Source organism: uncultured Gimesia sp. (assembly GCF_963972345.1).
In the GTDB taxonomy this organism is placed as follows: Bacteria; Planctomycetota; Planctomycetia; order Planctomycetales; family Planctomycetaceae; genus Gimesia.
This window is the reverse complement of record NZ_CAXAVM010000052.1, coordinates 18,278-37,036: the sequence shown is the minus strand read 5'-3', so window position 1 is coordinate 37,036 and position 18,759 is coordinate 18,278. Positions and strand designations below refer to the sequence as shown.

The 18,759-nt window shown below is 50.3% G+C and carries 13 protein-coding genes; all 13 read left to right on the top strand.

The genetic code is table 11. The features are described 5' to 3' along the window. Window positions 1–69 precede the first annotated feature (69 nt). Window positions 70–2,217 (top strand): translation initiation factor IF-2, encoded by a 2,148-nt coding sequence (infB, locus tag AACZ40_RS11220; RefSeq protein WP_339674453.1) that lies wholly within the window; start codon window positions 70–72, stop codon window positions 2,215–2,217. Between the two features lie 38 nt (window positions 2,218–2,255). Further along, on the top strand, window positions 2,256–2,675 hold the full coding sequence (rbfA, locus tag AACZ40_RS11215) for a 30S ribosome-binding factor RbfA (protein ID WP_291180018.1): 420 nt from the start codon (window positions 2,256–2,258) through the stop codon (window positions 2,673–2,675). A 78-nt stretch (window positions 2,676–2,753) separates the two neighbouring features. After that, a complete protein-coding gene (locus AACZ40_RS11210; protein WP_291180021.1) occupies window positions 2,754–3,683 on the top strand; it encodes a hypothetical protein in 930 nt (309 codons plus the stop codon). Between the two features lie 248 nt (window positions 3,684–3,931). Then, window positions 3,932–6,205 carry a tetratricopeptide repeat protein gene (locus AACZ40_RS11205; RefSeq protein WP_291180024.1) on the top strand — a complete coding sequence of 758 codons (2,274 nt, stop codon included), beginning with the start codon at window positions 3,932–3,934 and terminating at the stop codon, window positions 6,203–6,205. A 110-nt stretch (window positions 6,206–6,315) separates the two neighbouring features. Continuing rightward, complete coding sequence (locus AACZ40_RS11200; protein WP_291180027.1) at window positions 6,316–7,068, top strand: YebC/PmpR family DNA-binding transcriptional regulator; 753 nt, start codon at window positions 6,316–6,318, stop codon at window positions 7,066–7,068. A gap of 43 nt (window positions 7,069–7,111) precedes the next feature. Continuing rightward, window positions 7,112–8,212: a DUF975 family protein gene (locus AACZ40_RS11195; RefSeq protein WP_291180030.1), complete on the top strand. Its 1,101-nt coding sequence runs from the start codon at window positions 7,112–7,114 to the stop codon at window positions 8,210–8,212. 317 nt (window positions 8,213–8,529) lie between these two features. After that, on the top strand, window positions 8,530–9,492 hold the full coding sequence (locus tag AACZ40_RS11190; protein WP_339674451.1) for a zinc ribbon domain-containing protein: 963 nt from the start codon (window positions 8,530–8,532) through the stop codon (window positions 9,490–9,492). Between the two features lie 281 nt (window positions 9,493–9,773). After that, the gene (gene ruvB, locus AACZ40_RS11185; protein ID WP_339674449.1) at window positions 9,774–10,844 is read left to right on the top strand and encodes a Holliday junction branch migration DNA helicase RuvB; all 1,071 of its coding nucleotides are present in this window, start codon (window positions 9,774–9,776) and stop codon (window positions 10,842–10,844) included. Between the two features lie 39 nt (window positions 10,845–10,883). Further along, entirely contained in the window at window positions 10,884–12,716 is a 1,833-nt protein-coding gene (gene mnmG / locus AACZ40_RS11180) for a tRNA uridine-5-carboxymethylaminomethyl(34) synthesis enzyme MnmG (RefSeq protein WP_291180038.1), read from the top strand. A 555-nt stretch (window positions 12,717–13,271) separates the two neighbouring features. Further along, window positions 13,272–13,859: a response regulator gene (locus tag AACZ40_RS11175; RefSeq protein ID WP_339674448.1), complete on the top strand. Its 588-nt coding sequence runs from the start codon at window positions 13,272–13,274 to the stop codon at window positions 13,857–13,859. Between the two features lie 83 nt (window positions 13,860–13,942). After that, window positions 13,943–15,208, top strand: a complete 1,266-nt coding sequence (locus AACZ40_RS11170) for an ATP-binding protein (RefSeq protein ID WP_291180045.1) — start codon at window positions 13,943–13,945, stop codon at window positions 15,206–15,208. Window positions 15,209–15,372: 164 nt separating this feature from the next. Next, complete coding sequence (locus tag AACZ40_RS11165; RefSeq protein ID WP_291180048.1) at window positions 15,373–17,532, top strand: Na+/H+ antiporter NhaC family protein; 2,160 nt, start codon at window positions 15,373–15,375, stop codon at window positions 17,530–17,532. Window positions 17,533–17,713: 181 nt separating this feature from the next. After that, complete coding sequence (locus tag AACZ40_RS11160; protein ID WP_291180051.1) at window positions 17,714–18,739, top strand: dihydrodipicolinate synthase family protein; 1,026 nt, start codon at window positions 17,714–17,716, stop codon at window positions 18,737–18,739. Window positions 18,740–18,759: the final 20 nt, after the last annotated feature.

Genomic DNA, 18,759 nt, shown 5'->3' with positions numbered 1-18,759 from the left:
CAGCTCCTGGCGAGATTGCGCTGACAGAATTGCCAGCCGAAGCCGAAGCCGAAGTCTGCTTTACCAAACGTGGCAGCGCCTCCTGCGTATAAGCAGCCGGTGGTCCCCAAACCCAAGAAAAAAGAAGAGAAGGCTCAAAAGCCGGAAGTTCGTTTGACGGCAGATATTCTGGAGCAGAAAAGCCCACTGGCTGCTCATCTGGCTCAGCATACCGAACAGAAGAAAAAGGACAAGGACCGCGATCCTCAGGATGATGATGGGAAAAACCGTCGTGGCAGCCTGAGCCTGGTCGAGGCACGCAAACAGCGCCGCGAGCAACGTAAGGAAGGCCGCCGGGGGTTCTCGGGAGAGGGTTCGGAGCAGCAGGATGTCGTTGGTCGTCGTCCTCGACGTTCCAGGCGGAAGCATGATTCCGGGAATATCGTCCACAAGACCGACGTCGAAGTAGAAGTCCCCATGACAGTGCGGAGTCTGTCCGAAGCAATGGGACGTCCTGCGAAAGCCATCATGTCCATCATGTTCAAAGAGTTTGGTGAGATGGTTACGATTAACCAGATCATCGAAGAAGATGTAGCCCTGGCGGTCGCGATGGAACTGGGGGTCGATTTAACCTTTAAACGGCAAAGAGGCGCATTGGAATCTGTCACCGAAATTATTGAACAGGAAGATGCTCCCGAAGATCTGGTGACCCGTCCGCCGATTATCACGGTTCTGGGACACGTTGACCATGGTAAAACAACCCTGGTTGATACACTGAGAAAATCGAAAATCAAAGTGGTTGAAGGAGAAGCGGGGGGAATTACCCAGCATATCGCCGCTTATCAGATCGAATATAACGGCCATAAACTGACCTTTGTCGACACACCCGGTCACGCCGCATTCAGCGAGATGCGATCGCGGGGAGCGAATGTGACTGATATGGTTGTACTGGTGGTTGCCGCCGATGACGGGGTCATGCCTCAGACGGCTGAAAGTATCAGCCATGTGAAAGCATCCGGGGTTCCGATGGTCGTGGCAATGAACAAGATCGATCTGCCAGATATCAATGAGCAGAAAGTCCTGCAGGAACTGACCACACAAAATGTACTTCCTTCAGAATGGGGTGGGGAAACCGATGTGGTCCGCGTCTCCGCTTTAAAGGAAATGGGGCTGGATAACCTGCTGGAGACACTGCTGCTGACCGCCGAGTTGCATGAACTCAAGGCCAATCCCAATCGGCCTGCCGTGGGAGCCTGTCTGGAAGGTTTCCGCGATGAAGGTCGTGGTTCGGTCGCCTGGCTGATTGTGCAGAAAGGGACGCTCCGCATTGGTGATGCCGTGATCTGTGGTAAGTCGTACGGCTATATTCGCGCCATGTATGATGATCTGGATCAGCAGATTGAAGAAGCACCGCCTTCCACGCCGGTCAAGGTGACTGGTCTGGATTCCGTACCGGGAGCCGGCGATCACTTTGTGGTTGTGGAAACCATTGATCAGGCCCGCGAGCTGGCAGAAGAACGACGGCATGAAGGGCGAGCCGATACGCTGGCCCGGCATAGTGGTGGTCCCCGGACTCTGGAAGATATTCTGGGGTCAGCAGTGGAAGGGGCAATTCAGGATCTGCCGTTGATCCTCAAAGCGGATACACCAGGTTCACTCGAAGCGCTTCGCAGTGAAATCAATAAATTTGAACATCCCGAAGTTCGGGTCAAAATTCTGCATGACGGGATCGGCGGCGTCAACGAGAGTGACGTTTATCTGGCGAGTGCCTCGAATGCAATCATTGTTGCCTTCCATGTCGTGGCAGAAGATCGTGCCCTGAACCTGGCGACACAGGAAGATGTGGAAATTCGTCGTTACAGTATCATTTATGAAGTCGTTGATGACATACGGGCTTCACTCGAAGGCATGCTTCGTCCTGAACTGGTTCAGGAACAGACCGGGCGTGCTCTGGTCCTGCAGACGTTCTCGATCAGCCGCTATGGTAAAATCGCCGGTTGTCGCGTGCTGAATGGCACGATTAATCGAAATGACCGCGTACATCTGATTCGGGATCAGAAGATTCTGAATCAGTATGGGATTGCTTCATTAAAACGTGAAAAAGACGATGTCAAGGAAGTTCGTGAAGGGATGGAGTGCGGTATCCTGCTTGCCGGATTCAATGATATTAAAGAAGGAGACCTGCTGGAGGCATTCCGGATTAATGAAGTGAAACGAACACTCGAATCCAGTTCATAAGCTGGTTCAATTCAAACAGGAATGCTGGTGGAAACTGAATGACATCACGTCGATTAGCAAAAATCGCACAGGCGATATTAGAAACAGTAAGTACAACGATTCTGCTGCATTTGCGCGATCCCCGGATCAAGAATGTGACAGTCCTGCATGTTGAAGTTGCACCTGATGTGCAGTCAGCCAAGATTTATATTTCGATCATGGGAGATGAGAAGGCAAAAGCACTCTGTATGCACGGCCTGGAATCTGCGAAGGGATTTATCCAGTCCAAAATCGCAGATCGGATTCAAACCCGATACACTCCCGTGATCAAATTTGTGCAGGACACTGCCGTGAAAGATGCGCTGGATACGATTCGTATTCTGGATGAGTTACAGGTCGAGAGAGAAGCGGAAGAGTTAGCGGAAAATTCTTCTTCGGAAGAACAGCGGGGCACTGACGAAGAGACTCTTCATGAATAGCAGGCAGTGCTTCCATTCATGAAATGAACTGTTTTCTTACACTCCAATTGATACATCTCAAATATTGTACAGACAGATATGGTTGCTAAAAAAATTTCCACATCGGATAAACAGGCTGTTTGCAAAAAGCTGATTGCGTCGCTTAAGAAACGCTACTCAGCAACTTTACCAAAGTATGATCGTCCCGTACTGGAGACCATTCTGCATGCAATCTGTCTGGAAAATACAACAAACGAAAAAGCGGACGAAGTATTCGATGCCCTGCTGGATGGCTTTCATGATCTGAACGAGATTCGTGTCAGTACGATTTCCGAACTGGAATCCGTGTTTGTAAATGTGGGAGATGCCGAATGGCGTGCTTACCGCATCCGGACAGTGCTGCAGTACACCTTTGATAAAGAGTTCTGTTTCGACCTGGAGATGCTGCGAAAGAAGACACTGGAGCAGGCGCAGAAGCAGCTGTCCCGTATGAAAACCCTGACACCGTTTGTCTTGAATCATACTTTACAGGTTGTCCTGGGAAGCCACCTGGTACCCGCTGATGAAAAGATTCTGAATGCAAGCAAGTGGCTGGGACTGCTGCCCGAAGACGAATCAATAGAGACTGCCAGCGAGAGTCTGAAATCGTCGGTGAGGAAAACAGACGCGCCGTTATTCAGTCACCTGTTACGATGCCTGGCGACCGACGAGGAACTGGCGGCTGACTTCGATCTGGCAAAAAATCCACTGCCCGAGGATGGCGTCGACCTCATGGATGCCCCCAGCCGCATGGAAGACATGTTTGCCAAACCGCTTTCAAAGCAAAAGAAAAAAGTGGTGAAAAAGAAGAAAGCCAAAGCGTCTTCAAAAACAAAAAAGACGGCAACCAAAGTCAAAAAGAAGGTTCCCGCAAAAACGAAAGCCGCTGATAAATCGGTCAAAAAAACGGCGAAGAAAACCCCTGCAGCAAAACGCCCTGCAACGACGAAAAAAGTTCCGAAAAAGAAATCCTCTTCTTCCAAAAAATAAGCGGTCAGTTTCATAAACCAGGTGTTTCTGACTGACGGCTTCGCCTGAAACGGCTGTTTCCTCTCTTGATTTCCTGCCAGTACTTCTGCCTCCCCCCAGTGAAAATAGCGGATTCCGGTCAAACCAGGCTTGGAGAAGGTGGTGAAGACGCGTTACAATGAACAGGCCCGGCAGATCGTTGCGCGCCTGCAGTTGCCGGCTACTGATTAAGTATAGAGATTCTCTATTTCTGATAATGGAGTTGAAAGATGAGTCGATTTCCCCGGACGCCAATTCTGAGGACCTGTCTGTTACTGTTGCTGGCGATATGCCTCGTGACCACCGGCCAGGAAAACCTGTCTGCGAAAATGCCGGGGAAGAAAGGGGCTGAGAAAGATACGCAGAAGCAGAAAGCGCCTAAAGTCTTCACCCTGGAAGAAGGGGTTGCCGATGATGTGGTGCTCCCTTTTGTGCCTGCTGCACCACGCACTCCCATGGATCAGAAAGAAATTGATTCCGCTGCCTGGTATATGACCGGGCGGATGCGTGAGGCGCGTAACGATTTCATCGGTGCCTACGATGCCTATAAAAAGGCAATGGAATATAATCCCAATTCGATTGAAATTTACCGGGTTCTGATCAGACTGGCTTCGGGGCTGGATAAAACTGAAGAAGCGATTGAATATGCCCAGAAGGCGGTGGAACTCGATCCTGAAGATTATGAGCTGATGCGAAAGCTGGGGCTGCATATGGCAGGACAGGGACGCTTTGAAGAGGCAGTCACTTTCCTGAAAAAGGCGTCGGATTCCCCTTCCATTGATAAGAAGTCGGGAGTCTATGTCATTATTCAGCATGATCAGGCAAACCTGTATGAACGACTGGGGAAAAAAGAAGAAGCCGCCCAGTGCTGGGAAGTCGTATTTCGTGCCCTCAGCAAACCGGAAGAATTCACATTCGAGTACAATACACGTTCACAGCTCGAAGCCAAGCAGGGCAAGCTGTATGAACGGATTGGCCAGTCCTTTCTGGAAACAGATCGTCTTAAACTGGCGGTAGAAGCTTTTAATAAAGCAGCAGAATCGCAGAAGGGACGTCCCGGCATTCTGAAGTATCATCTGGCGCAGGTTTATTTTCAGTCCAAGCAATATCAGCAGGCATTGGATTCACTGCAGTCCTATTTCGATGAGCAACTGCAGTCCAAAGGTCGCAGGGCTTACGAATTTTTAGCGGAAATCTTAACGGCACTGGATCGTAAAGATGATGTGATTCCCCAACTGGAAAAGCTCGCGGAACAGGATCGCTTCAACCGGACTCTGCATTATTATCTGGCAGAACAATATGGAGAAAACGATCGCTTTGATGAAGCAGAGAAGACTTATCTCGCATCAATCGGAGAATCTTCTGATACGGAAGGTCTGGCAGGACTGTTGTCCCTGTATCAGAAAAATCAGAAATATACGCAACTGATCGAGACGCTTTCTAAGATTGTGCAGACGGGGGATGGTGTTCAACGAATCCAGTCCAATCTGGAAAAGATGTCCCAGGATCCGGAACTGGTAAAGGGACTGATTGCGGAAGCGGAGAAGCTGAAGAAAAAAGATCCGCCCGGCCTGGATGTGTTTTCCGCATTCATGATTGCCAAGCTCGCTTCTGAGGCTGATCGGAAGCAGGCGGCAGCTGAGTTTTATCAGTTTGCCATGGATTCCGCTTCCAAGCATGAAAAACCACAGGTTCGCGGCAACTGGACGCTGTTGATTTTGCAGGAATATAGTCAGCTGTTACGCGAAGAAGACAAGTATGCAGAACTGGCAGTCCTGTTGCAGCAAGCAGTTGAAAACCCGTTGCTGGCGCCTCAGCGGATTAACCTGCTGTACTTTCTGGCGGATGCCCGCGAACGAAATGGCGAGACAGAAGCGGCCATCAAAGTCAATGAAGAAGCGCGACAGGCCGCTCCCAAGTTCCCTCTGCTGGATTATCAGCATGCCTGGATATACTATCACAGCCGTGACTGGGATAAAGCCATTGTTCAGATGCAGGATTTCATCAAGAAATATCCGGAGCAGAAAGAGCGTATCTACCAGGTGAAGATGATGCTCTCCAATACCTACGTTCAACAAGGGGATATTGGTAAAGGGGAAGCCGTTCTGGAAGAGATGCTGGCGGATGATCCTGAAAATCCCTCTATCAATAATGACCTGGGATATCTCTACGCCGACCAGGATAAAAACCTGGAAAAAGCCGAAAAGATGATTCGGATCGCGCTGAAGTCTGAGCCGGACAATATGGCATATCTTGACAGTATGGGCTGGGTTTTATTCAAACTGGAACGTTATCAGGAAGCGGCTGGATATCTTGAGAAAGCCAGCAAGCTTCCCGGCGGCGGAGACAGCACAATTCTGGACCATCTGGCAGACTGCTATCACAAACTCAATAAAACCAAAGAGGCAAATGAGCTCTGGAAGAAAGCGCTCGAAGAAGCGCAGCAGTCCTCTCCTGTAGACCAGAAATTGATTGATCAGCTTCAGAAAAAACTGAACCAGTAATCGATTTCTTTCCCTGCACGATTTTAGTAATATAAGGCCCGGTTTTCTACTTTTCTGCGTCCTTCGTTCGCAGTGATTCCACACATATTAAAAGCTGAGTAAAATTACAAATGGCAGGTCATTCTCATTGGGCAAATATCGCCGCCAAGAAAGGGGTGGTCGATAAGAAACGGGGTAAACTCTTTGGTAAGCTGAGTCGTGCGATTATCGTGGCGGCACAGCATGGCGGGGGAGATCCGGTCATGAACCTGGCTTTGCGATACGCCATCGACAAAGCCCGTAAAGCCAGTATGCCCAAAGAGAATATCGACCGTGCCGTCAAAAAAGGCTGCGGTGAATTATCCGGCGAAAATTTTGAAGAACTGGTCTACGAAGGTTATGGTTCTGCTGGTGTTGCTGTGCTCTGTGATATCCTGACCGAAAACCGTAATCGTACCGCCGGTGAAGTGCGCAAGATCTTTGAAGTCCATGGCGGAAACCTGGGAAGCACCGGTTGTGTTGCCTGGATGTTCGAACGCAAAGGCCTGTTCCTGATTCCCGCTGATGCGATTGAGGAAGATGAGTTATTCGAAGTTGCCCTGGAAGTCGGCGCTGACGATGTCTCCGCGAACGGGGATGTCTTTGAAGTCACCTGCAGTATTGATGCATTTCAGCAGGTTTCAGAAGAATTTGAAAAACGCAACATTCCCACCAATCTGTCAGAACTCTCGCGTATTCCGGATACTACCGTTGATCTGGGAGTAGAAGATGGTAAAAAAGTATTGAAACTCATGGAAGCGCTGGAAGATCACGATGACGTGCAAAGCGTAACCGCGAATTTTAATATTCCAGATGAAATTATGGCAGAGGTTATCGCCGAGTAAATAGTCGAGTCAATATCAGCCAGTCAGGACAGGGGACACCACTTTGACGATTGAATTCAGTTGCTCGCATTGTAATAAAGTCCTGAAAACCTCTGACGACAAAGCCGGACGCCGAGCCAAATGCCCGCAGTGCGGCGAACCGATTCTTGTTCCCCCAGCTGATACCTCTGATCCCTCTGCTCCCGTGGATGATGGTTTTGAGGGCATTGATCAACTTGATCTAAAAACTCCTGTTCCGGAAGAACACAGCTTCCTGGCGGAACGCCCTGTACGGGAAGAAGACAGCTTTCTGGCTGCCGCACAAATGGATTGTCCCATGTGTGGAGAATCCATCCCCGCCAATTCTAAACGGTGTCAGCACTGTGGAGAAACTCTGCAGAAGGGGGAATGGGTGCCCCGCAAGATTAAGGTGGGAGAGGTTTATTCCCGCACCTGGGAAGTCTATAAAGCGAACCTGGGGTCCATTATTGGAATCCATATCATCGCGTATTTGCTCTATGTTGTAGGCGCTATTGCAGTTTTTATGGTATTGGGAGCCATTGGTTTTGCAGGAGCATTAATCATCGGGCAGGCTGACCAGGGGCTGATAATTGCAGGCGTGGTTCTCTTATACATCATTGCAATCCTGCTTATCTACAGTGTGGTGTTTTACCTGATGCTGGGAGTCCTTCGATACTTATTGAAGGTGGTGCGAAATGAGTATCCCGGGATGGGAGAGATCTTCAGTGGCGGTCCTTTTTTAGGCAGAATGATCCTGTGCAGTATTGTTTTTATTCTGGCCTATACCGTTGGACTTGTGGCTTTAATCATCCCGGGTTTGATTATTGCTTTCATGTTCTGGCCTTATGCCTATCTGCTGATCGACCGGGATTTACCGGGCATTGACGCTTTTACGGAGTCCAGAAAAATCACAAACGGGAATAAGCTCAGCATGTTCCTGATCTATCTGATCATGACGGGAGTTTCGATGGTTCCCTATGGTTTGATGGCGGCAATGCTGGCCTCCCTGGAACAGGCCGGGGGGCAGGCCTCAGCGCTGGGATTTTTGGTATTATTGGGATTCATGGCATTCTTTTATGTGTTGCTTATCCCGTTTTCCATGGTTCTGGGTACTGTGAGCTATGCTGAAATGACTTACCAGTAAATGGCTTCTCAGAAGATCGGGGCTGAATCCGATCTGATCCCAGGTCCTGATTTTCCCGGCTCGTCAGCTGATGCGGAAATCAGTCCTGTCACGCAGGCTCTTTTTTGTTCAATTGTATATTCAGACTTTCAATTGTCATGAATTCTGTGCATGATAGCGGTTAAAATCATGTGCATCGTATTCTTTGATGAATTGCAAAAAGGCCTGATGTTTTGACGATTGAGTTCAGCTGTCCCGGATGCGAAAAAGTCCTGAAAACTTCCGATGACAAGGCAGGTCGTCGTGCGAAATGTCCCCAGTGTGGAGAACCGATCACGGTGCCAGCCACACAGGAACCGGATCTGATAGACGATGGTTTCGAGCAGTTTGATGCCGAGATAACTGTTCCGGAAAGTGAAAGCTTTCTGGCCGGTTCTGATTCTCCCGCAGACGTTCAATGTCCCATGTGTGGTGCTGCCAATCCGCATGATGCACTGATGTGCGACTACTGTGGGGAGGTGATTCAAAAGTCGGCCAACCAGAAATGGGAACCAAATCAGATTAAGGTTGCCGAGGTCTTTTCTCGCTCATGGCAATTATATACCGAGCATCTGGGACTTTGTGTGGCTGTGCCATTTCTGGCTAGTCTGCTGGGCGGGCTGGCTGTGGCGGCAATCTTTTTTGCAGGATTTGCGATTGTATATGCGACGAGAGATCTCTTTCTCAATAATGGTCCGCTTGCTGTTCTGATGGGAGGGGGAGGTTTTCTGATCTTCTTCATCGCTCTTGTGATGATACTTAATTATCTTGAAGCAGGCACTCAGATTGTTTTGCTCAAAATTGCCTTTGGGGAAGAAACTGAGTTGAATGATCTCTTTACCGGAGGCCGCTTTGTGCTGAGACTGATTCTGTGCGGTTTCGTATTTCAACTGGTGGTCGGGTTTGGCAATATGATCTTCTTTATGATCGGCTTATTTCTGAGTTTACTGTTCTGGCCTTATCCCTATCTGCTGATCGATCGGGATCTACCTGGTATCGAAGCCTTTACCAGTTCATTAGACCTCACGAAAAAGAACCTGCTGAGCATGATGCTTGTCTTTCTGGCAATTATCGGAATCCCTGTTTTGCTGGGAACGGGAATTGTTGTCGGCGGCTTTATGCTGGTTGAGGTTCTGAATGTTTCTCCCTTACCTGTAATACTTGTGGGTGGGATATTTGTCGTTATCGGATTTGTTTTTGTGTACACTTTTCAGCTTCTGGTGAAGGCTGTTGCTTATCGGTGTATGACCCGAATCGACTGAATGAGCTGTTGGAAATGTGAATCCAGTCCGTGCAGACTCTTCCCGACCTGCTTACGTCATATTAAATCCGGTTTCAGAGCGGGGAGCTGCTCCGGGGGTTTTACGGCAGGGACTCTGATTTGCTATGATACGAGCCGTCAAGCGAGGCGGTGGTGCTTCGTGTAGTGTACATTAACCGGGATTCAGGTTAATGGTGGCATCTTCCGGGCGATTCAAGCCAATTCTTTTCGTTGGGATGAAACGCAGCAGGGCGAGATGCATTTCAGTGTGTGGAAGTAAGCATGGTACGAGAGCCTGTCATTAAAGGCGATGATGAACCGGAAGAAGACTCTACGGGCAATGGAGGCGGCTGGGATTCCAGTTTTCTGGCCGACGACGCCGAGTATGATGATGCGTTGCGACCTCAGCGTCTGAGTGAAGTCGTGGGGCAGCGGGCTGTCGTGGAGCGGCTGGAAGTCTTTCTGGATGCGACCCGCAAGCGGAATGAACCTCTGGGGCACTTGCTGCTGGATGGTCCTCCCGGGTTGGGGAAAACCACTTTGGCGTCAGTGCTGCCTCGCGAGCTGGGAACGGAACTGCAGATTACCTCGGGCCCCTCATTGAGCGCCCCCAAAGATTTACTGCCCTATCTGACGAATGCCAGCCACGGTTCCTTTCTGTTTATTGATGAGATTCACCGGATGCCGGCGGCCGTCGAGGAATTTATCTATCCCGCAATGGAAGATTTCCGGGTGGATATCACTTTGGGTGAAGGTCTCAACGCGCGGACTGTCAATATGAAGCTGCAGAAGTTTACCGTGATTGGTGCGACAACCCGCAGCGGGATGCTGACGGCTCCATTGCGGGATCGTTTTGTCCGCCGCGAACATCTGGATTTTTATGAAGATCTGGAACTGGTGGAAATCGTCCGCAGAAACGCCCGCAAGTTGAGAACACCCATTACCGATGACGCTGCCTATGAAATCGCCCGCCGCAGTCGGGGCACGCCTCGGAAAGCCAATAATCTATTGCGCTGGGCGCGCGACTTTGCGACCAGCAAAGCCGACGGTAATATTCCCAACGACGTAGTCAAACGCGCCTTTGAAATGCTGGAGATTGATCAGCTGGGTCTGGAACGCCAGGATCGGCGGTACCTGGAGGCTCTGGTGAAAACGTTTTCCGGTGGGCCTGCTGGCGTACAGGCTCTGGGGCACACCTTGAACATCCCGGCGGATACCCTGGAGGACGAAGTAGAACCGTTCTTATTGCGCTGTGGATTTATCCAGCGTTCGCCCCGAGGCCGTGTGGTCACGATGGCCGCCATGGAACATTTAAACCTGAACCCGCCTGCGGGTGGCAGTCTCTTCAGATAGTTGTCTGAATTTCAACCATTTATTACACAAAGCAGAACTATGAGTCAGTCCGTTTCTTACGATTATGATGTTGTTGTAGTTGGTGCAGGGCACGCTGGTTGCGAAGCCGCACTGGCAGCAGCGCGGCTCGGAGCAAAAACAGCCCTCTTAACCATGAACTGCGATACCGTAGGTCAGATGAGCTGTAACCCGGCGATTGGCGGAGTGGCGAAAGGGCAGATCGTTCGCGAAATCGATGCCCTGGGTGGTGAAATGGGCCGCGTCATCGACGAGACCGGAATCCAGTTCCGCATGCTCAATCTTTCCAAAGGCCCTGCCATGCATAGCCCCCGGGCACAGGCAGACAAAAAAGCCTATCAGTTCTGTATGAAGTGGAAGGTGGAACAACAGGACAATCTGGCGCTGAGGCAGGAAATCGTGAAAAGTCTGATCGTGGAAAACGATCAGATCACCGGAGTGCAGGTCCACGGCGATGCGACCTATCGTGCCCGCGCAGTGATTCTGACCACAGGGACGTTCCTGCAGGCGATCATGCACACGGGGGAAGCTAAGACAAAAGGAGGACGCGCAGGAGAAGGGACAACGGGAACCCTGTCTGACAGCCTGGCTCAATTGGGCTTTGAATTACAGCGATTCAAAACGGGGACTCCGGCGCGACTGAATGGCCGCACGATTGATTTTTCAGTGCTGGAAGAACAACCCGGGGATGAACGTCCCCAGCCCTTCTCGTATCTGACTGAGAAACTGACTCAACAGCAGATGCCCTGTTATCTGACCGAAACCAACGAGCACGTGCATCGTCTGATCAATGAGAATCTGCATCGGGCTCCCATGTACTCCGGCCAGATCAACTCCACCGGCCCACGGTATTGTCCTTCCATCGAAGATAAAGTAGTGCGATTCTCAGAACGCAATTCACATCAGATTTTCCTGGAACCGGAAGGCCGTTATACGAACGAGTATTACTGCAATGGGATTTCAACAAGTCTCCCCCGTGATGTGCAGGATGAAATGATCCATTCCATACGGGGTCTGGAAAAAACGGAAATCATGCGGTACGGCTACGCTGTCGAATATGATTTTGCAACTCCCACTCAGTTGAAACCGACGCTGGAAACGAAGCGGGTTGCAGGGCTCTATTTTGCAGGACAGTTGAACGGGACGACCGGCTATGAGGAAGCAGCTGGCCAGGGATTGCTGGCAGGTTTAAATGCGGCTTTGAAAATTGCCGGAAAAGAAGATCTGATTCTGGATCGAAACGAAGCTTACCTGGGTGTGCTGATTGATGACCTGGTGACGAAAGGCGTTGATGAGCCCTACCGAATGTTTACATCACGGGCAGAATTCCGGTTACTGCTCAGGCAGGATAATGCGGATCGGCGGATGACTCCCATTGGCTATCGCGTCGGATCTGTGGATCAGGAACGCTGGAATCAGTACCAGGCGTACGAAGCAGAAATCGCACAGATCATGGAATTCATTCGGGGGCACCGGCATCAGGGACAGACTCTGGAAGAATGGTTGCGACGACAGGATACCGGCTGGGATGAGATCTGCGGATTTGCGCCGGAATTAAAAGCGATCCCGCTCTCTGAACGGGCGGTTCAGCAGACGCTCATTGAAGTTCAATACGCAGGCTATATCAAGCGCCAGACTGCCGAGATCGAGAAGCAGAAAAATGTGGAAACTCTGCACATTCCGGATCATATCGACTACCAGCTGGTCCCCAATCTGCGAAATGAAGCTAAGGAAAAACTGAGCCGCGTCAAGCCACGCAGTGTCGGGCAGGCGGGGAGAATCAGCGGAGTTACTCCGGCTGACCTGACGGTTTTAGTACTTTATTTAAACAGTTCCAGCCGTCTGGCAACTTAAAGAAGGCCCCCGCAGGTAGCCAGGAATTCCTAACTCTTTGCTGCGCCAGCAGTTTTTGCAAATTTTCCATGTCCATTCGAGCCCCAGCAAAGGCTCTCCCAAGCCGATTCCAGCCTTTTGCAATGAGTGTAAGTGTAGGATCAGTCTGTGTTTATTTCAATAATTCAGTCAAGATAGCGAATGCGTGTTGACCATATCGTCAGAATAGATACAATCGGAGTTATTGATAATACTGGTAAAGTCAAGCGGTATTGAAAGTTTTGGCGTTTGTATCTATGTGGGATACTTAAAGCGACTGGAAAATCAGTAGCGTTTGGCAAGTGAACGGGCCACAGAACTGCACCTTGGAGGATGCGGTTTTTTATCGCTTTACCTTATATTCAGGTAAATAGGTAAGAGGCTGATTATGGAGATGTCAGTTTCAAGCAGTGGTGTTGATGATCGGGTCATCACTACTTCTGCGCAGGGGCTCGGTTATTGCATGTTGTAATAGCCTTACAGCGCTTGGTCTTTCCCGCATCACAGAAGCGGGTCTTCAAAGGATGGATGAGCAATATGAAAACGGTCTTTACCACGGGCGAAGCCGCAAAGATTTGCAAAGTGAGTCAACAAACGATTATTCGCTGTTTCGATTCAGGCCAATTAAAGGGATTTCGGGTGCCCGGCTCTCGCTTTCGTAGAATTCCGCGCGATGTCTTGTTTAAGTTTATGAAAGACAACGGAATTCCTACTGATGCCCTGGAAAGTGGAAAACGTAAGGCTTTAATCGTAGACGACGATGAAGAGCTGGTAGAATTGATCCGTGACGTGCTGGAAGCGGATTCCCGCTTCGAAATTCGCGTCGCCAATAATGGCTTTGATGCCGGAATGATGGTTAAGGAATACCATCCTGACATTATCATTCTGGATGTCATGCTGCCTGATATCAACGGTAAGGAAGTCTGTCAGCGGGTTCGCAGCGATTCGTCGATGGACGATGTCAAAATTATCTGCATCAGTGGTATGGTGGAAGCAGACAAGATTGATGATCTGAAAGCGGCCGGTGCAAATGACTTCATGCAGAAGCCATTTGAAGTCGAGCAGCTGGCAGATCGTGTCTGTACGCTTCTGAATCTGGAATCCGTTCATAATACAGCCGGCTGATTTCAGTGTCAGGTGAAATATCAGTGACATGACGATCGGATTGCGCTTCCGATCGTCGTGGATACTGCTGTATGGAGCGTCAGATGGCGAACGAAACCGGTGGAGTAAGCCTTGGCCTGCCGGATGTTTTTTACCGACGCCTGTTTTCATTGATCCCGGTTGAATCGTTGGATTCAGTTTTGGGAGAACTGGCAGCAGTCTGGTGCGAAGCCACATCTGTAGAAGCCGCTTACCTGATTCATTTCGATCAGACTTCCCTGGAACTGAATGCCGGGATATTCTGTTACTCCCAGGCGGGAGCGGAGTGTTTCACTCAGTCGTCGATACGCATTGAGCAGAGCCGTTCCCTCCTCGAGCAGGCTCGTCAGGTTGCCGAGCAGGCACGCCTGTTTTCCTTGATTTCCAGCAGCCCCGTCCATTTTGTCCCGATCCCCTGTCATCAGAATTCACTGACGGGTGTGTTTCTGTTCTCGACACACAGTCTGGTTGACACGCTTTCTCTGATTTCTGACTTAACAGAGATCAGTCGTCGTCTTTTCCTGCTGGCGTTGGGAACAGGAGTTCCCGGTCACTCTCAAGATGGTGACTCTCAACATCAGGACTGTCAGTCCTGCCAGAGCATTGTGGAGCCAGGGATCCCTGCAAGTCGGCGGATTTTACCGAGTACCGACAAACTGGAAGCGATGGCCGAATTTGCTGCTGGTGCCGGACATGAGATCAACAACCCTGTCGCAACAATAGTCGGGCGCGTGCAGATGCTGCTGAGGCATGAGACAGATCCGGAACGCAGGCAGTCACTGGCCACGATTGGTGGACAAGCCTATCGAATCAGGGATATGATTGGCGATGCCATGCTGTTTGGTCGTCCGCCTGCGCCCTGCCTATCAGCAGTCAATCTTTCTAAAGCGATCGAGGACGTTCAATATAGCCTGAGTGAAGCGATTCTCACTTCAGGGGTTCAACTGATGGTTACGCTCTCGAAAGCAGTCTGTCTCCAGGCGGATGAGACTCAATTGAAAGTCGTGATCAGCAATCTGATCCTGAACTGTCTGAACATACTGGAGCCGGGCGGAAAGATAGAAATTGCTGCTGAAGAGGAAACGGTGGGAACGGTTTCGATGCTGCATTTACAAATTTCAGACGATGGTCCGGGCCTCTCGGAGCAGGAACAGGAGCATCTGTTCGATCCTTTTTTTTCTGCCAGACAGGCGGGGCGCGGACTGGGCTTTGGTCTTTCCAAATGCTGGCGGATTATTGATCTGCATCGGGGCCGAATTGAGGCAGAAACGATTCCAGGGAGAGGCGTGACGTTTCATATTTTCTGGCCCATTCATCCGACAGAGAAATAGCAGGTGAATGGATTCTGGAAACTCACTGCTTTCTGAAATCATCGCTTGCAGATCAGGCTGGGATCGGTTTCAATATATCCAGCAGGACGTTCACTGGAAGGCACGATTGAGGATGATTTCAATCTGCCGGACCGATCTTTATTGATTTAGCAGCCTGAGGGACGATGGCGGCGATTCATTCATTGCTGATTATTTTAACCAGCTTGCTGGTACAGACGGATCAGATTACGGATGTGCCCCTCCAGAAAGAGCCTGCCCGCTACGAGATAAACGCCCCCAATATTGCCGTAATAGGCATACCCGTCAGTCAGGTCACACTGCGTGCACTCAACCTGGATGGAACTCTCGATACCGAATTCTCGGGGCACCCCAAACAGATTATTGGCCTGGAATTCTGGGTCAGAGACGTTGATACGGCATTACCCCCGTTTGAAAACGGAGTCCTCGAGCTCAAGACGGACCTGGCACAAAATCAGAAGGTCTTCATTACTGCGGATACGATAGTTGTTGACCCTGACAGTCGTCGCACTGCTACGACCGCGGTATATCGAATCTCACGCTGGTTAAGCCTGCTGCCTCCGATTGTCGCTGTCATCCTTGCGATCTGGTTTCGCAATATTATCCTGGCATTGCTGGTCAGCATCTGGCTCGGCGCAGTCATCTTATCGCACGGTAACCTGTTTCTGGGGTTCGTACATACTCTGGATACGTTCGTGATTCATGAGATCGTTGAGCCGGGAAGCAGCAGTTATTCCCATATGATGATCATTCTGTTTACGATGTTTCTAGGCGCGATGGTGGGGGTCATGTCAGCCGGCGGGGGGACTGCCGCGCTGGTCAATCGACTTTCACGTTACGCAACGAAGCGTGAGCACAGCCAGTTGATGACCTGGTTCATGGGGCTGGTGATCTTTTTTGATGATTATGCTAACTCATTGCTGGTGGGAACCTCAATGCGTCCCTTTACGGACCGAATGAAAGTTTCGCGGGAGAAGCTGGCATTCCTGGTGGATTCCACAGCGGCACCGGTCTCCGGGATTGCGATAATTTCGACCTGGGTTGGCGTGGAAATCGGATATATTGCCGATACCTACAGCAGCCTGGGGATCAGCGAAGATTATTACACCACATTTTTATACAGTCTGCCTTATCGGTTCTATCCCTTACACCTATTGGCATTTGTCTGGTTAGTGGCTTATCTGGGAAATGATTATGGTCCGATGCTCAAAGCGGAAACACGTGCGATTGCCTATAACCAGCTCGTGCGACCGGGGCGTTTTAATATCGTGGAAGCTGAGCTGGGAGCCGAGAATGGTGAGCTGGCACGTCGTCAACTGTTACGGAACGCTTTGATTCCACTCTCGGCATTACTAGGACTGTCGTTGATTGGTCTGTGGTGGACGGGCTCGATCGAGATAGATCGGCTGAATCTGGAAAAGCTGCAGCAGGGGAAACCGTTACTGGACAAATCGATGAGTAAGATCCTGGAGCACGCTTCACCGAATCGCGTTCTGCTGATTTCGTCTTTTCTGGCTTCCATCGCGGCGGTCGCCAGTTGCAGTTTTACCAAAGCGCTCTCTTTGAATGAATGTGTTGAGGCCTGGTCTGCAGGAGCGAAAAGCATGTTCCTGGCCATTCTGATTCTGGTCCTTGCCTGGTCAGTGGCAACAGTCTGTGATGAAAATCATCTGAATACTGCCGGCGTGCTGGTGGAACTGCTTTCGGGCAGCTTGTCGCCCAACTGGATGCCGACGATTACATTTCTGTTAGCGGCAGCCGTCAGTTTTGCGACCGGCAGTTCCTGGTCAACGATGGGACTGTTGATGCCTTTGTCGATTTCATTGACATACAGCCTGCTGGTTCCCCTGAATGAAGCGGATCCGAATCATCATCTGATGCTGGGGACGATCGGCGGCGTGCTGGCAGGAGCGATTTTTGGAGATCACTGTTCGCCGATTTCGGATACGACTGTGCTCTCTTCAGCGGCTTCAGGCTCAGATCATCTGGATCATGTGCTGACACAGATGCCTTATGCTTTGACGGTTGCCGCTGTCTCCATTTTGTTTGGATATATCCCCGTTGGTTTCGGATTTCAGCCTTATATTCTTTTGCCGGTCGGACTGATTGTATTGTTTCTGATCCTGCAGTTTTATGGAAAATCAGCAGAAGCGGAGGCTCAAAAACTATTAGATGCCGGGGTGACGGCTGAGGATTTTAACCGTTTTGAGGATCGCGAAACTGATCAAGGGGGTATAACCGATACGAATGATTCAGCTTCCGAAGACGGCCCAAAGTCCAAAGAAGAGTCAAGTGAAGAGGCCTGAAACTGTGTCGTCGCTTCGATTTGTATGCTATACTCTACCTATAATCCGTAAGTTAGACTGTGTCCAGTTTTACAGTAGCGTCTCCAAGTCCATTTGGACCGAGTATAATCGACTGAGAAACGCTAAGGTTAAATGTGACGCGCTCTAACGTATCCGTTTTCAGGTACAGGTAGCTCCCCGAATGAATCCCCAATCCAAGCTTAGTGGAATTTTCACTCCTAATCTGGTCCCTTATGACTCCCGCGGCGAAATCAATGAGCCGGAACTCCGTCGTTACATCGACTGGCTGATTGAAAAAGGGGTCCACGGTCTGTATCCCAATGGCTCCACAGGGGAGTTCACCCGCTTTACGCCTGAAGAACGTAAACGGATTGTCGCGATCATCGCAGACCAGACGCGGGGACGCGTTCCCATTCTGGCAGGCGCAGCCGAGGCAAATGTGCGCGAGACCATCAAGGCCTGTGAGTATTATCACAGTCTGGGAATCCGTGCCGTCGCGATTGTGGCTCCCTTTTATTACAAATTGAGTCCGGCATCGGTTTATGCTTATTTCAAGGAAATTGGTGATAACACTCCGATCGACGTGACGCTCTATAACATTCCCATGTTCGCCAGCCCCATCGATGTGCCTACCATTCAGCGTCTGTCTGAAGAGTGCGAGAAGATCGTGGCAATCAAGGATTCTTCAGGCGACATTCCCAACATGATCCGTATGATTCAGGCCGTCCGTCCAAATCGTCCTGAGTTCTCTTTTCTGACCGGCTGGGATGCTGCATTGATGCCGTTACTACTGAGTGGGGCAGATGGGGGAACGAATGCCAGTTCGGGAGTGGTTCCAGAACTGACACGCAAGTTATACGATCTGACGATGTCGGCCCAGTTGGATGAAGCCCGCCGCGTGCAGTACGATTTATTGACCCTGTTCGATACGATGATTTATTCCGCTGAGTTTCCCGAAGGATTCCGGGCTGCAGTGGAATTGCGTGGTTTTCAGATGGGACAGGGGCGACAGCCGATCACGGCAGAGCAGAAGACAGATATCACCACACTGAGACGGACACTGCAGTGCATGCTCTCCGAACATGGTTTTACGAATGAGCCCATTGGTGGTTGTGCCACTGGCATTACCGAAGAGCTCGGCAACAACGATGTTTCACAAATCGTGCAACGCGTGGTCGCGGAACTCAATCGGCGTAATCTGCTTTAAGGGGTAAAACCGGATTCAGC